Genomic DNA, 14,560 nt, shown 5'->3' with positions numbered 1-14,560 from the left:
ACCAGGCCCGGGTTGTTGTAAGCAGCCAGACAAACAGGCAAGCATGCCTGTCTGTCTGGCGTTAAACCAGCACTAGATTGTCGCGGTGGATCAGCTCAGGTTCCAGCATGTAGCCGAGTACGACCTCGATCTCGCTGCTCGGCTTACGCTGGATCAAGCGCGCTTCGCTACTGCTGTAGTTGGTCAGACCTCGCGCCACGGGGGTACCCGACGCGTTCACACAGGCGATGACCTCGCCGCGGGCGAATTTCCCCTTCACTTCGACCACACCGATCGGCAACAGACTCTTACCGCCATCGGTGAGCTTGCTCACCGCGCCGTCATCGATCACGACATGGCCTCTGACCTGCAGATGATCGGCCATCCATTGCTTACGCGCAGTCAACCGTGCCGTGCGGGCCACCAATTGCGTGCCGATCTCCTCACCCTGGGCCAGCCGGATCAACACATTGGGCTCGCGCCCACTGGCTATGACGGTGGCCGCACCACTATGGGCCGCACGCTTGGCCGCCAGAATTTTGGTGAGCATGCCGCCACGGCCAATACTGGAGCCCGCGCCGCCAGCCATCGCCTCGAGCTCGGGATTTCCGGCATCTGCGTGCGCAACCAGCGTCGCGGCAGGGTTCTTACGAGGGTCTGCGGTATATAGACCGCTCTGGTCCGTCAAAATGATCAGCGCGTCGCCTTCAATCAGATTGGCGACCAAAGCGCCGAGCGTGTCGTTGTCGCCGAATTTGATTTCGTCCGTGACGACCGTATCGTTTTCATTGATGATGGGCACCACGTTGAGCCGCAACAGCGTCAAAAGTGCACTGCGTGCGTTCAGGTAACGCTCCCGATCGGCGAGATCGGCGTGGGTGAGCAGGACCTGCGCAGTTTGGATCCGATGCGCGGCGAAACTGCTTTCGTACACCTGCGCCAAGCCCATCTGACCAACCGCTGCAGCTGCTTGCAGCTCGTCGATTTCGCGCGGGCGGCGCGTCCAACCCAGGCGTTGCATACCTTCCGCAATCGCCCCCGAGGTCACCAGAACTACCTCTTTACCTTGCGCTCTGAGTGCTGAAATTTGCTCGGCCCACCGGCCGATTGCTTCGTGGTCCAGCCCACGGCCATCGTTGGTGACGAGGCTGGAGCCCACTTTGATGACAAGCCGTTTTGCGCCGGCAATCACAGAACGCATGGTGCGCGTTTCCCCTTAATCCGCGTCGCGACCTCAGGATGGGTCGCTGGCGGGTTCGCTCTTGTTGCTCTTGGTGCCCTGCTCGCCCTTTTTGCTGACTTCCTTCTTGCCCACTTCACGCTCTTCACTTTCGTCGTGCGCGTCGCTGGCAGCTGGCATACCTTCCGCGGCATTTTTAGCCACCGGCAATTCGCGGAACCGCGGATCCGCCGCCAGATCTTCCGCTTCGGCTGCACGGCCGGCAACCCCGAACTTCGCCAGATAATCGTAGATCGCGTAGCAAAGCTTTTCGCAGCCCTGCCCCGTCAACGCGGAAATCTCGAAGACCGGACCTTTCCACTTGTATCGTTTGACGAAATCGGCGACGCGCTTTACGCGCTCGTCTTCGGGCACCATGTCAATCTTGTTCAGCACCAGCCACCGCGGTTTCTCATACAGGGCTTCGTCGTATTTGCGTAATTCGCCGACGATCGCACGCGCCTCGGCGACCGGATCGACCGCTTCATCGAAAGGCGCCAAGTCGACCAGATGCAAGAGCACACCGGTACGCTGCAAGTGACGCAGGAACTGGTGGCCCAGGCCTGCGCCCTCGGCCGCGCCCTCGATCAAACCGGGGATGTCGGCGATCACAAAACTGCGGCTAGGCCCTACACGCACCACACCCAGATTCGGCGCCAGCGTTGTGAATGGGTAATCGGCAATTTTCGGCCGCGCGTTGGACACCGACGAAATGAACGTCGACTTGCCTGCGTTGGGCATGCCGAGCAAACCGACGTCGGCGATCACTTTCAACTCCAGGCGTAGCATCCGGCGCACGCCGGCCTTGCCTTCGGTTTTTTGTCGCGGCGCGCGGTTGGTGCTCGACTTGAAATGCAGATTGCCAAGACCGCCCTGGCCGCCCTCGGCGACGATGATGCTTTGCTCGTGCTCGGTCATATCGGCGATCAGTTCGCCGGTTTCCAGATCGGTGATGATAGTGCCCACCGGCATGCGCAGCACGATATCGTCGCCGCCCTTGCCGTAGCAATCTGCGCCGCGACCGCCTTCGCCGTCCCGGGCTACGTGCTTGCGCGCATACCGGTAGTCGATCAGCGTGTTGATGTTGCGATCGGCAATCACAATGACACTACCACCGCGCCCACCATCGCCACCGTCCGGGCCGCCGAACGGGACAAATTTTTCGCGGCGCATCGACGCGCTGCCATTACCCCCATCGCCGGCAATGACTTCGATCTTCGCTTCGTCGATAAACTTCATGTTAACTCCACCACTCAAAAACAAAAGGGCCCCGCTGCAACGCGGGGCCCTGTCAAGCTAATGCGAAATCAGCTTCGGGGGTCGAACCGTGATTCAGCTATCGCGAATCGCGACTCTAGGGCTGACTGACCTATGACATGCGCAATGTTCATGCGCGCAATGCCCGTGTCAGGCTGCCGGAACCACCAAAACAAACTGCTTCTTCGCTGCGCCTTTGATCGCGAACTTGACGTGGCCATCGGTCAGCGCGAACAAGGTGTGATCCTTGCCGATACCGACGTTTTCGCCCGGATGCATACGGGTGCCGCGCTGACGCACGATGATGCCGCCTGCATTGATGGCTTGACCGCCGTACACCTTCACGCCAAGACGTTTCGACTCTGAGTCGCGGCCATTCCGTGAGGAACCGCCAGCTTTTTTGTGTGCCATTTGATTAGTCCTTTACCTGTTCGGCGATTAAGCGGTGATCGCTTCAATCAGCAGTTCAGTGTAATTCTGACGGTGACCGCCATGCTTTTGGTAATGCTTACGACGACGCATCTTGAAAATCGTCACTTTTGCATGACGACCCTGGGAGACGACGGTAGCCTTGACGGAAGCACCGCTGACCAGAGGCGTACCGAACTTAATCGATTCACCTTCGCCTACTGCGAGAACCTGGTCGAGCGTGATTTCTGCGCCAATGTCTGCCGGTATCTGTTCTACTTTAAGTTTTTCGCCAGCCGCAACTTTATACTGCTTGCCGCCGGTTTTTATGACCGCGTACATTGAGAACCTCACTCTTTCATTGATCTTTTCTGCGCACCGTGCACAGAAGCGCTTGATTATATAGGGTTTTAATTCCAGCGTCAAAGGCCGGACGGCCCCGCAAATGCAGGCCCGGCGCACGTGAGCACGCCGCCCTGCCCGGGCCGGCCGCCACCCAACCGGCCCGAAGCCGCCAATAGAGTGGTTTGCGAGGGGTGGCAACGCGCCGTTTCGATTTATAATTCAATGCTGTATCGAAAAACCACAACACACCACCGGTAACGTCGTTGACAGCCACCACCACTTCCAGCCCCAACTTGCTTGCGCCGATTGCCGAAGATATGCAGCAGGTCGATCGGGTGATCCGCCATCGACTGTCCTCGGAGGTCGCGCTAATCAGCCAGATCTCCGAGTACATCATCGGGGCCGGCGGCAAACGCCTGCGCCCGGCGCTATTGCTGCTGGTCGCGGGCGCCTTGGGCGACCGCAGCCCGCATCGCTTCGAACTTGCAGCCGTGGTCGAATTCATCCACACCGCGACGCTGTTGCATGACGACGTCGTCGATGAATCCGACTTGCGGCGCGGCAAGCAGACCGCCAATGCGATGTTCGGCAACGCCGCCAGCGTGCTGGTCGGCGATTTCCTCTATTCCCGCGCGTTCCAGATGATGACGGGCGTCGGCCGACTGCGCATCATGGATATCTTGTCGGACGCGACCAATATCATCGCCGAGGGCGAGGTATTGCAATTGTTGAACATGCACGATCCCGACGTCAACGAAACGCGCTATCTGCAGGTGATACGGTATAAGACCGCCAAGCTGTTCGAAGCCGCGGCGCAAATCGGCGCAGTGCTAGCCGACGCCAGTCCTGAACTCGAGGCGGCCTCGGCCGAATACGGACGACGCATGGGCACCGCGTTCCAGATCATGGACGATTGGCTCGATTACACGGGCACGCCCGAATCGATGGGGAAAAATGCCGGCGACGATTTGCGTGAAGGAAAACCGACACTACCGCTGATCTATCTGATCGAACGCGGCACACCAGAACAAGGTGCGCTCGCTCGTCAAGCGATCGAGGCGGGCGGCACCGATCGCTTCGATACCATCTTCGACGCCATCACCACATCGGGTGCGCTGGACTACACACTGGCCTGTGCACAACGCGAAGCGCGGGCCGCGGCCGATGCAATTTCTCAATACCCTGCTTCCCTTTACCGTGAAAGCTTGCTAGAATTATGCTCTTACTCGACGTCACGGCAGTCCTAAGAGTGTGTACTAACTCTCAGTGATTACGGCGTGATGTCAGATGCGGGGTGTAGCTTAGCCTGGTAGAGCGCTACGTTCGGGACGTAGAGGCCGGAGGTTCGAATCCTCTCACCCCGACCAAGAAAAGATGTGTCAATGAAAGCCGTACAGTCACGCTGTGCGGTTTTTTTGGTTTTACGGGTAGGAAACGGGCTGAAAAACGGGCTAAGAAAAGTTCTTACAGGCCGAACAAAGGCCCGTCCCTCGATAGTCCTATTCTGCAGCTTTCACAGCTTCGCGCGACGCTTCCTCTACAGCTTTCACTTCTTCACGCGCAATGCCCTCTGCGACCTTCGCTTCTTCACGTGGAGCGTGTGCCTGCAATTGCACTTCCGCTTGCGGCTGAGCGTTCAAGTCGGGCGCCACCGTTGCATCATGCGCCGCTGTGACGTCTTGCGCCGACGTCACTTCCTTCTGCGCCTTCGCTTGCGGCGTTGCATGCGCTTTCTTCGGCGGAGCTTTCCGATGGCGATTGGCTTCGAGCGAACGTGCCCGCGCGGCCTCAGTCGGCAAAACGCGGCCCGCTTCTTCGCCGGCCAGATCGACTCGCACCGCCCCTTCGACAATCGCGGCCCAATAACGCGTGCCTCGACACCACGTCTTGATCGCATCGAGCAAAGCCTGCTCGGTCAATCCCAACGCCTGCGCTTGAGCCAGGAGATCTTTGTGGACACCGAGTTTGAGCGCAATCTTAGGCGCCGGACTTTTCGGGAACACCTTCGGAAAACGTTTCTGAAGTTGACCTATGGTCAGCACGACCGGGTCGACCGGCTCGGTTTTTTTCTTGGCTGCTGGAGGCGCTGGCGGCGGCTTGACTGCAACTTTCGGTGCTTGCTTGGCTTGCTGCGCTTGTTTAGCTTGTTGCGCCTGCTTAGCTTGCTTGGCCAGTTGATCCTTCAGTGACGCGAGTTGTTCGAAGCCCATGATTCAATCTGTGAAATAAGTGATGAAACGAATTGCGCCGCAGGCGCGTTAAAAAGCCCAATACCTGCAACGCCGACCAGATATTGCCATGCTTTGGTCAATAACAGGCGTTCCCGCTACTAAATCGTCGATATTGCGCTCGCAATAAACGCCGAATTTGCGAATTTAGAGCGCCCTGTCGGTATTTTCGTTCCAGTCAAGACGAGCTTTCGTTTGAGGCGGCCCGGCAGGCATCGGACCCCGGCTCTGCTATAGTCTGAGCCATTGTCACTCTAAGAAAACAACGTCGCGTGGAATCGTTGCCATTGTGGGCCCAAGGGGGCGCCGTCGTCCTGCTGCTGCTTTTGTCAGGATTCTTCTCGATTTCGGAAACGTCGATGATGGCGATTAATCGCCATCGTCTCAAACACCTAGTCAAGCAAGGTGTGCTGGGCGCACGCACGACCCAGATGTTGTTGGGCAAGACCGACCGCCTGCTCAGTGTGATCCTGATCGGCAACAATCTGATCAACACGATTATTCCGGTTCTGACCACGGCCATCGCGCTGCGCACCTTCGGCAACAATAACGTAGTGCTCTCCGTGACAACCGGCCTGGTCGCATTTTTTATCATCATATTCAGCGAAATCACGCCCAAGATCGTCGGCGCCACGTTTCCGGAAAAAATCGCGCTCCCGGCAAGTTTTATCATCAACCCGTTGATGCGCGTCGCAGCGCCCCTGGTGTGGAGCGTCAACATACTGGCCTCGGGCATCCTGCGCCTGCTGCGCATTAACACGCGCGACGCCCAGGAGCAACGGCTGTCCACCGACGAATTGCGTACCATCGTGCTGGAGTCCGGCAGTTTCATGCCGCACAAGCACCGCAGCATTTTGCTCAACCTGTTCGACCTCGAAAATATTTCGGTTGACGACGTCATGGTCCCGCGCCCACGCATCGAAGCGCTCGATCTGGACGCGCCGATCGAGCATATCCTGCAGCAACTCGAAACCTGCTACCACAACAAACTGGTGGTCTACCAGGGCGATATCGACCGGGTGCAGGGCGTATTGCATGTGCGCAAGACCCTGGCTGCGCTGCACAATCACGAGCTGGCGCGCGAAACGCTGCTTGAATTGCTGACCGAACCGTACTTCGTTCCTAGCGGCACGCCGGTGTTCCAGCAACTGCAATATTTCCAGGAAAATCGCCAGCGCATCGGCCTGATCGTCAACGAGTACGGCGAGGTTCAGGGCATCGTCACGCCCGAGGACATCATCGAAGAACTGATCGGCGAATTCACCACGACCATGCCGCGCTCGGCCAATACGCGCGCCGGCTGGAACGATGCCGGAGAATGTATCGTGTCGGGTAGCATGCCTTTGCGCGAGTTGAACCGCTGGCTCAATCTCAAATTGCCCACGGACGGCCCGAAAACGCTCAACGGCTTGCTGTTGGAAACGCTGGAGGAAATTCCTGAAGGCAACGTCAGCGTGCAGATCGGCGGCTGCCGTCTGGAAGTGATGCAGATCGATAATCAGGCGATCAAGACCGTCAAACTGTTCAAGCCGGCGGCGCCTCGCGTTGAACGCTAATCGCCGGCGGCCGATAAGGTCTGGCCGGCTCAAGTGGGTTTGAGTGATCCTAACCGATAGGCTGAGTGGCGGCATGACCCCGGCTGCGCGACGATAGTCCGACCTTGATTCGGGCTTACGCCGCCACCCTCCATGCCAACCACCACCACAAGCAACCCGAGCGGCAACCCCAGCGTCGCGCCATCCCACCGCCGTAACGCAGTGCGCGACGCAGTGGACCACGCCGATTACTCTGACTCTCCCGCGGTACGTTTGCTGCAAAACACGTTACTCGACGCCTGCGCGCGAGGCGCTTCCGATATTCACGTCGAACCCGGCGAACAGGACTGGCGTATCCGACTGCGCATCGACGGCGTGCTGCACGAAGTCGCGCGGCCTCCGGCTCATTTGCAGGACGCGTTCGTCACGCGCGTCAAGGTGCTGGCGCGGCTCGACATCGCCGAGCGGCGCATTCCACAAGATGGGCGACTGCGCCTGCCGCTGGGCGCGCAGCAGATCGAGGAGTACCGGGTCAGCTCGTTGCCGACGCTCTTCGGCGAAAAGCTGGTATTGCGCCGGCTCGACGCGCTGCCCGCCGAGCTCTCGCTGGCGCTGCTCGGCCTGGACGCAGCACAGCAACGCACGCTCACTGACGCCCTCGCGTCGCCGCACGGGATGATACTCGTCACAGGCCCCACCGGCAGCGGCAAGACCGTCTCGCTTTATTGCTTCCTGCAACTACTCAATCGCGTTTCGCTGAACCTGTGTTCGGTGGAAGATCCGGCCGAAATTCAGTTGGCGGGCGTGAGCCAGGTCAGCGTGCGGGAAAAAGCGGGACTGACCTTTGCCGCCGCGCTTCGGGCATTTTTGCGGCAGGATCCGGACGTGATCATGGTCGGAGAGATCCGCGACGCCGAAACAGCGGACGTCGCCGTGAAGGCTGCGCAGACCGGTCATCTAGTGCTTTCGACGCTGCATACCAACGATGCACCTGCCACTGTCGCCCGACTGCTCGATATTGGCGTAGCGCCATTTAACCTGGCGGCGGCAGTTCGCCTGATCACAGCGCAGCGCCTGGTGCGCAAACTTTGCCCCGCATGTCGACAACCCGCGCCTGGGGATCGAACCGAATTGCGCGCCGCCGGCTTTAGCGAAGTCGATCTCGAAGGTGACTGGCAGCCGTACCAAGCGGCCGGCTGCGGTGCCTGTCACGGCATCGGCTACCGCGGTCGGATTGGCGTGCATCAGGTCATGCCGGTATCCGGCCCGATGCGCGAACTCATTGTCGAGCGGTGCAGCGCGCAGGCATTGGCGCGCCAGGCGAGCCTAGAAGGCATCGTCACGTTGCGCATGGCCGCATTGGCTCATGTCAGGGACGGCATCACCAGCCTAACCGAAGCTGTGGCAGCAACGGAGTTGCAACCATGAACGCTCCCATGAGGGAATACAAATTCGCCTGGCAAGGCCTGAGCGCGCAAGGCGTCAATCAGCACGGCGTCGTGATCGCCAGCGACACGCTGGGTGCCCAGCGTATTTTGCGTGCGCGCAAGATCGTCGCGTTGAAAATAGTGGCACGGGGCCATGCGCGAGCGCCTCACTTACGCAGCCGCGACGTCACTCAGTTCTCGCGTCAGCTCGGCAGTTTGCTACAGGCGGGATTGCCGCTGTTGCAAGCGCTCGAACTGATCGCGCAAAGTCATGCGCAAGCATCGGTCAAACGCGTGGTCGCAGCGCTCGCGCGCGAGATCGCACGCGGGGTGCGTTTTTCAGCAGCCCTGCTGCACTACCCGCGCAGTTTCGACGCCTTGTATTGTCAGTTGGTACTGCTGGGCGAAGCCACAGGCTCGCTGAATCTAGTGCTGACCCGGCTGGCCGACGATCGCGAACGCGCCGCCGCGCAGGCGGCAAAATTGCGTGCGGCGCTAACCTATCCGGTCTGCGTGTTGCTGCTTGCCGTAGCGATCACTGCGGGCCTGATGATCTTCGTCGTGCCAGCGTTCAAGCAAATTTTCGACGGCGTAGGCGCGCAACTTCCGGCACCTACGCGACTCGTCCTGATACTGTCGGATTGGGCGAGTCGCCTCGCGATACCCGTGGTGTTGTCCGTTGGTGGCATGGTGTTCGGCATGAAACAGGCGATGTGCCGCCATGATAGGCTGCGCCTGCAGTTTGATCGATGGATGCTCAAGGTACCGATCGTCGGCGCGCTGCTCGCGCAAACGGCGCTGGCGCGCTGGAGTCGCGCGCTCGGCACGCTGTTACGCGCCGGAACGCCGCTCGCCGATGCGTTTGACGCGCTCGCGCAGGCCACCGGCAATCGGGTATTCGATCGCGCCACGCGCGAAATCGGTGCGAGACTGCGGCGCGGTCAGCGTCTGGCCGCCGCGATGCAGGCGTATGCCTGTTTTCCCGCGGGTGTCGTCCAACCCATCGCGGTGGCCGAAGAGACCGGGGCGCTCGACGCCATGCTCACCGATCTGGCCGCTTTGCACGATCGGCAGGCCGACGAGCGCATCACGGCATTGGCCAGCGTGGCGGAACCTATCATCATCGTCGTTCTGGGTCTGCTGGTCGGAGCGCTGGTTATCGCCATGTACTTACCGATTATCGAGATGGGCAATGTCATTTAATCGGTATCTGTCTCGTCGGCGGCCGGTTATTATCGTGCCTGGTCCGCAATCATGAGTAGGGTGCTGGCAGCCGCGCTTATCACTATGCTAGTGGTTGTGTTTATGATGGTCCTCATGCGCCTTGGATACACCCGCCTTTAGTACACCCGCTTTGATACACCTTTAATGCATCCACGATTAATGCGCCCACGATTTCACCGATGCCCGATTTCTCCCTGATCGCTAACTACCTGCCGAAGGCTTTGCCGAACGCCGGGGCGATGCCTGGCGCGCTCGATGGGCCATATGGTTATCTGTTGGCGATTTTGCTGGGCCTCGTGATCGGCAGCTTTTTGTCGGTGGTGGTGTATCGCTTGCCTATCATGCTGCAGCGCAATTGGGATCTCGAATTGCGTGCCTTCGCGCTCGAACGCGCCGGCGAATCGGATGACGATCTCGACGCTGCGCCAGGCGTCGTGTCGGCCGCTGTGCCTTGGAAAGCGCCTGACGAAGCTCCGCAACGACGCTTCAATCTCTGGCTGCCCGGCTCGACTTGCACACACTGCGGGCACCGTCTGCGCGCCTGGGAAAATATTCCCTTGCTCAGTTATGCGATACAACGTGGCCGCTGCAGTGCATGTCATACACCGATAGGCTGGATTTACCCGGCGATCGAGGCGCTGACGGCGCTGCTCGCAGTGGTATCGCTTTGGCGCTTCGGTGCGGGCTGGCAAGCCTTGTGCGGCTTCGCTTTTGGCGCCACGCTGCTCGCTCTCGCGTTTATCGATAAACGTACCCAGCTCCTGCCTGATTCGTTGACGCTCCCACTCCTGTGGGCTGGCCTGCTTGTCAACCTCGGCTCGGTCTTTGCGGCCCCGGATACGGCCATCATAGGCGCGGCGGCGGGCTATGTGTCGCTATGGATAGTGTATTGGCTGTTCAAGGCAATCACGGGCAAGGAAGGCATGGGATACGGCGATTTCAAATTATTTGCCGCGATCGGCGCGTGGCTGGGCTGGCAATGGCTGCCGAGCATTCTGTTTGTCGCTGCGCTCACCGGAGCGCTAGCGGGGTTGCTTGCGGTGCTGCGCAAACGCATGCGCACGGACCAACCGCTGCCGTTCGGGCCATTTCTCGCGACTGCCGCATTGCTGGTAACGTTTGGCGATGCGCTTCTCTATCGATGGTTGGGGGCCTGATATGTTCAGTGTGGGACTCACCGGTGGAATCGGCAGTGGCAAATCCGTGGTCGCCGAGCGCTTTGCGCTGCATGGCGCGACGGTGGTCGATAGCGATTTGATTGCTCATCAGATCACCGCGCCAGGAGGCGCGGCAATGCCCCTGATAGAAGCTCGTTTTGGTTCGCAATTTCTAACATCTACGGGGGCGCTGGATCGTGCTCGGATGCGCGCGTTGGTATTTGGGGACGCCGCAGCCAAGTTGAAGCTGGAAGCCATCACCCATCCGCTGATTCGGGCGGAATGCGACCGCGCCGCGCAAGCGGCGCTGGGCCCCTACGTCATTTATGTAGTGCCCCTTTTGGTCGAGTCGGGGAACTGGAAAGACCGCGTGAACCGCGTGCTGGTAGTGGATTGCAGCGAGTCGACGCAGATCCGGCGCGTCATCGAGCGCAACGGCTTTACGCGTGAGCAGGTAGCGGCGATCATGGCGCAGCAGGCCACCCGTGCCGCTCGGCTCGCCTACGCCGACGATGTCATCGATAATGACCAGGTGCCACTCGAACACGTGCTGAAGAAAGTGGATAAGCTGCACTTGGATTACTTGAATCGTGCGAAATGCGACCCAAAAAGCGACGCAAAAGCAAAAACAATTACCGAAACACCTCGATCGAGCTAGCCGCGTCATTGCGACGCAGGGTCAGCGGCATTAGAATGGGTGTTACTGCTGCTTAACAGCCTCACCGAAAGGCGACCGCGCTTGATCCTCTACGAGTATCCATTCAACGAACGCATCCGCACTCTGCTGCGGCTAGAGGATCTGTTCGAACGCTTTGCGTTTTTCCTGGCACAGGATGACGCGAAGGTCCATCAGGTCGCCCTGAATACGCTTTTCGAGATCGCCGAGGTGACAGGTCGGACCGACCTTAAAGCGGACCTTATCAAGGAACTCGATCGACAGCGCATGACCTTGTCCGGCTATCGAGGCAATCCGGGGATCGATCAGGGCATGCTGGAAGCAGTACTGGGCGAGATCGAAGCGGTGCTGGCAAATCTTAGCCAGATGCAAGGCAAGACCGGCCAGCATCTGATCGATAACGAATGGCTGAGCAGCATCCGCAGCCGCGCGATCATACCCGGTGGGACCTGCCGATTCGATTTACCGTCGTATTTTGCATGGCAGCAAAATCCGCCCGCGCAGCGGCGCCAAGATATCGTCAAGTGGGTCAGCCCACTGTTCCCGTTACGCGATGCGGCAGCCATTGTTCTGAAGCTGGCGCGCGAATCGGGCCAGGCCTCCAAGGTGATGGCCACCCAGGGTAGTTACCAGCAGATGCTGTCGGGGCGCTCATTCCAACTGATGCAAATTCGGGTCCCACCCGAATCGCGGATGATACCCGAAGCTAGCGCCAACAAATATATGCTGTGGGTTCGGTTCACCGTGCAGGATGGCGACTTGCGTCCCCGCGCGGTCGATACCGACATACCGTTTCAGCTCACCCTCTGCACGCTTTAAAGCGCGAAAATTTTACCGACGTTATGGCTCTGATTGTTGACTGCCCGATTTGCGGCAAGAAAGTTGAATGGAAGTCCGAAAGCCGCTACCGACCGTTTTGTTCGGAACGCTGCAAGCAGATAGATCTGGGCGCTTGGGCAAGCGGCCAATATACGATAGGCGCCACCGATGAGGATCCGCCTACTGACGAAAATCAGGGCGATTTGAATTGACGGCACGGGCACGTTGACCAATTTGACACGGGCACTGCCTGCGCCTGCTTAGGCCGCACCGTCCGCGCGAAACCTCGCATTAGATGTCGCTGCGGGCTTTACGCTAATAACCCTCGCGGTTACCCGCGAGGTTACCCCTCTAAGCCTTGTTTTCCTCCGCCAGCCAGCCGACGACCGGAATTGTCGCAGGTAACAAAGGTGCAACGTTCGCCGCGCCCTGTTGCCAGGCAAACGCCTGCCCTTCCCGTCCGACCGGCACGCCTTGCCACTCCGTCACTTTGCAAAAAAACAGCCGCACATACGCATGCGGATAGTCGTGCTCAAGTGTGCGCCAGCGTTCGATTGCCGTGGCCGTAACGCCGAGCTCCTCGTCGAGCTCGCGCACCAGCGCCGCTTCAACGCTCTCACCACGCTCCAGCTTGCCACCGGGAAACTCCCAGTAGCCCGCATAAGGTTTGCCCCCAGGGCGCTGGGCCAGTAAGTAACTGCCGTCCGGGCGAACCATCACCCCCACCGCCACTTCCGTCACCGCACGGTGGGCCGCGACAGCTTCAGTGACTTCGGCTGCATCGGATGAAAGCGAAGAAGACGACGAAGACGACGATGCGCTCATGGATTTGCTCATGGACCGATTCAACTGCGTCGACCGGACCAGTCACGTGCGAACTGCCACGCCACGCGGCCCGAGCGCGACCCGCGTTCCAGCGCCCAAACCAAGGCGTCGCCTCGCGCGCCTTCTATCGTGGCCGCATCGCAGCCGAAATGCGCCAGCCAATGTGCAACGATGGTCAGATAATCGTCCTGTTTGAACGGGTAGAAACTCACCCACAAACCGAAACGCTCAGATAGCGAGATCTTTTCCTCGATCACCTCGCCCGGATGAATTTCGCCGTCGTCGGTATGTCGATACGTCTCGTTGTCGCGCATGTATTCCGGCAGCAGATGACGCCGGTTCGAGGTTGCATAAATCAGGACGTTATCCGACTGCGCGGCGACCGAGCCATCGAGCGCAACTTTGAGCGCTTTATAGCCCGACTCGCCCTCTTCGAAAGACAAGTCGTCGCAGAAGATCACGAAGCGCTCGGGGCGCCCCGCGACCAGGTCGACGATGTCTCCGAGGTCATGCAGATCGTCCTTGTCCATTTCGATCAAGCGCAAACCCTCTGCAGCATAGCGATTCAAGCACGCTTTGATCAACGACGATTTACCAGTGCCTCGCGCACCCGTGAGCAAGACGTTGTTGGCGGGCAAGCCCTTGACGAACTGACGCGTATTTTGTTCGATCAGTTCTTTTTGCCGATCGATATTTTGCAGGTCGCTCAGTGCGATGGCCGACAGGTTCGGCACCGGTTGCAGCATGCCCCGTCCCTGCTTGGTGCGCCAGCGAAATGCGAGCGCGGCATTCCAGTCGGTTTGCGCGGTAGCCGGGGGAAGGATATTTTCCAGACGACCCAGCAGGGCCTCTGCACGGGTCAGGAATTGGTCGAGTTTGTCCATGAAATCAGTCGCAACAATAGAGTCGAATTGGAGGCCCGGGCCGGCGCGGGGCGGCGCTCAGGATCGATAGTCGGCGTTGATGCTGACGTAGTCGTGCGACAGATCGCACGTCCATATAGTGGCAGCCGCGGCGCCGCGGCCCAGGACCACACGCACCAGGATCTCGCTTTGCTTCATGACGCGTTGGCCGTCTTCTTCGCGGTAGTCTGCGTTGCGGCCGCCCGCTTTCGCCACCAGCACGTCATCGAGGTAAAGGTCGATCTTGCCGACGTCGAGATCGTCGACGCCCGCGTAACCGATAGCCGCGAGTATGCGGCCGAGATTGGGGTCCGACGCATAGAACGCCGTTTTTACGAGCGGAGAATGCCCGATCGAATAGGCGATTTTGCGGCACTCATCCACATTCGCGCCGCCTTCAACCTGGATGGTCATGAACTTGGTCGCGCCTTCGCCGTCGCGTATGATCAGTTGCGCCAACTTCTGCGACAAAGCCACCACCGCATCGCGCAACGCGATATAAGCGGGGCTTTCGGTCGACGTGATAGCGGGCAGGCTTGCCTTACCGGTTGCCATGACG

At 59.6% G+C, this 14,560-nt stretch carries 15 protein-coding genes, 1 tRNA gene and 1 pseudogene; 9 read left to right on the top strand and 8 right to left on the bottom strand.

Annotated features, from left to right (window positions below; translation table 11 throughout):
- Positions 1–61 precede the first annotated feature (61 nt).
- The 4 genes and pseudogenes from proB to rplU form a co-directional block, all read right to left on the bottom strand.
- Positions 62–1,180, bottom strand: a complete 1,119-nt coding sequence (gene proB, locus GSQ77_RS18520; RefSeq protein ID WP_158904257.1) for a glutamate 5-kinase — start codon at positions 1,178–1,180, stop codon at positions 62–64.
- Between the two features lie 150 nt (positions 1,181–1,330).
- Positions 1,331–2,437: pseudogene (obgE, locus tag GSQ77_RS18515) on the bottom strand (GTPase ObgE); the annotation flags it as partial.
- Between the two features lie 168 nt (positions 2,438–2,605).
- On the bottom strand, positions 2,606–2,866 hold the full coding sequence (gene rpmA, locus GSQ77_RS18510; protein ID WP_158904255.1) for a 50S ribosomal protein L27: 261 nt from the start codon (positions 2,864–2,866) through the stop codon (positions 2,606–2,608).
- 27 nt (positions 2,867–2,893) lie between these two features.
- Complete coding sequence (rplU, locus tag GSQ77_RS18505; protein WP_158904254.1) at positions 2,894–3,205, bottom strand: 50S ribosomal protein L21; 312 nt, start codon at positions 3,203–3,205, stop codon at positions 2,894–2,896.
- A gap of 320 nt (positions 3,206–3,525) precedes the next feature.
- Between rplU and GSQ77_RS18500 the strand changes: the two genes are divergently transcribed.
- On the top strand, positions 3,526–4,455 hold the full coding sequence (locus GSQ77_RS18500) for a polyprenyl synthetase family protein (RefSeq protein ID WP_174246497.1): 930 nt from the start codon (positions 3,526–3,528) through the stop codon (positions 4,453–4,455).
- Positions 4,456–4,498: 43 nt separating this feature from the next.
- A tRNA-Pro gene (locus GSQ77_RS18495) sits at positions 4,499–4,575 on the top strand.
- Between the two features lie 132 nt (positions 4,576–4,707).
- Here GSQ77_RS18495 and GSQ77_RS18490 read toward each other — a convergent pair.
- Positions 4,708–5,418 carry a ProQ/FinO family protein gene (locus GSQ77_RS18490; RefSeq protein WP_158904252.1) on the bottom strand — a complete coding sequence of 237 codons (711 nt, stop codon included), beginning with the start codon at positions 5,416–5,418 and terminating at the stop codon, positions 4,708–4,710.
- Between the two features lie 290 nt (positions 5,419–5,708).
- Between GSQ77_RS18490 and GSQ77_RS18485 the strand changes: the two genes are divergently transcribed.
- The 7 genes from GSQ77_RS18485 (at position 5,709) to GSQ77_RS18455 (ending at position 12,486) form a co-directional block, all read left to right on the top strand.
- Positions 5,709–6,992: an HlyC/CorC family transporter gene (locus GSQ77_RS18485; RefSeq protein ID WP_158904251.1), complete on the top strand. Its 1,284-nt coding sequence runs from the start codon at positions 5,709–5,711 to the stop codon at positions 6,990–6,992.
- A gap of 132 nt (positions 6,993–7,124) precedes the next feature.
- On the top strand, positions 7,125–8,399 hold the full coding sequence (locus GSQ77_RS18480) for a GspE/PulE family protein (protein ID WP_158904250.1): 1,275 nt from the start codon (positions 7,125–7,127) through the stop codon (positions 8,397–8,399).
- The gene (locus GSQ77_RS18475) at positions 8,396–9,601 is read left to right on the top strand and encodes a type II secretion system F family protein (protein WP_158904249.1); all 1,206 of its coding nucleotides are present in this window, start codon (positions 8,396–8,398) and stop codon (positions 9,599–9,601) included. Before GSQ77_RS18480 ends, GSQ77_RS18475 begins: the two co-directional genes overlap by 4 nt.
- Before the next feature lie 200 nt (positions 9,602–9,801).
- Positions 9,802–10,779: an A24 family peptidase gene (locus GSQ77_RS18470; protein ID WP_158904248.1), complete on the top strand. Its 978-nt coding sequence runs from the start codon at positions 9,802–9,804 to the stop codon at positions 10,777–10,779.
- A gap of 1 nt (position 10,780) precedes the next feature.
- Complete coding sequence (gene coaE, locus GSQ77_RS18465; RefSeq protein ID WP_158904247.1) at positions 10,781–11,437, top strand: dephospho-CoA kinase; 657 nt, start codon at positions 10,781–10,783, stop codon at positions 11,435–11,437.
- Between the two features lie 81 nt (positions 11,438–11,518).
- On the top strand, positions 11,519–12,274 hold the full coding sequence (gene zapD / locus GSQ77_RS18460; RefSeq protein WP_158904246.1) for a cell division protein ZapD: 756 nt from the start codon (positions 11,519–11,521) through the stop codon (positions 12,272–12,274).
- A 23-nt stretch (positions 12,275–12,297) separates the two neighbouring features.
- A complete protein-coding gene (locus GSQ77_RS18455) occupies positions 12,298–12,486 on the top strand; it encodes a DNA gyrase inhibitor YacG (RefSeq protein ID WP_158904245.1) in 189 nt (62 codons plus the stop codon).
- A 139-nt stretch (positions 12,487–12,625) separates the two neighbouring features.
- Here the strand turns inward: GSQ77_RS18455 and GSQ77_RS18450 are convergent, their stop codons facing one another.
- The 3 genes from GSQ77_RS18450 to GSQ77_RS18440 all read right to left on the bottom strand — a co-directional run.
- Positions 12,626–13,111, bottom strand: a complete 486-nt coding sequence (locus GSQ77_RS18450) for an NUDIX domain-containing protein (RefSeq protein ID WP_301951172.1) — start codon at positions 13,109–13,111, stop codon at positions 12,626–12,628.
- A gap of 8 nt (positions 13,112–13,119) precedes the next feature.
- Positions 13,120–13,983, bottom strand: a complete 864-nt coding sequence (locus GSQ77_RS18445) for an ATP-binding protein (RefSeq protein ID WP_158904244.1) — start codon at positions 13,981–13,983, stop codon at positions 13,120–13,122.
- Positions 13,984–14,040: 57 nt separating this feature from the next.
- Positions 14,041–14,560 (bottom strand): bifunctional ornithine acetyltransferase/N-acetylglutamate synthase (locus GSQ77_RS18440; RefSeq protein WP_174246467.1); only part of this gene is annotated, 520 nt, incomplete at its 5' end.

It is taken from the genome of Burkholderia sp. L27(2015) (assembly GCF_009765705.1).
Lineage (GTDB): Bacteria > Pseudomonadota > Gammaproteobacteria > Burkholderiales > Burkholderiaceae > LMUX01.
Note: the sequence above shows the minus strand (reverse complement) of the source record. Positions and strands in the feature narration are given on the sequence as shown.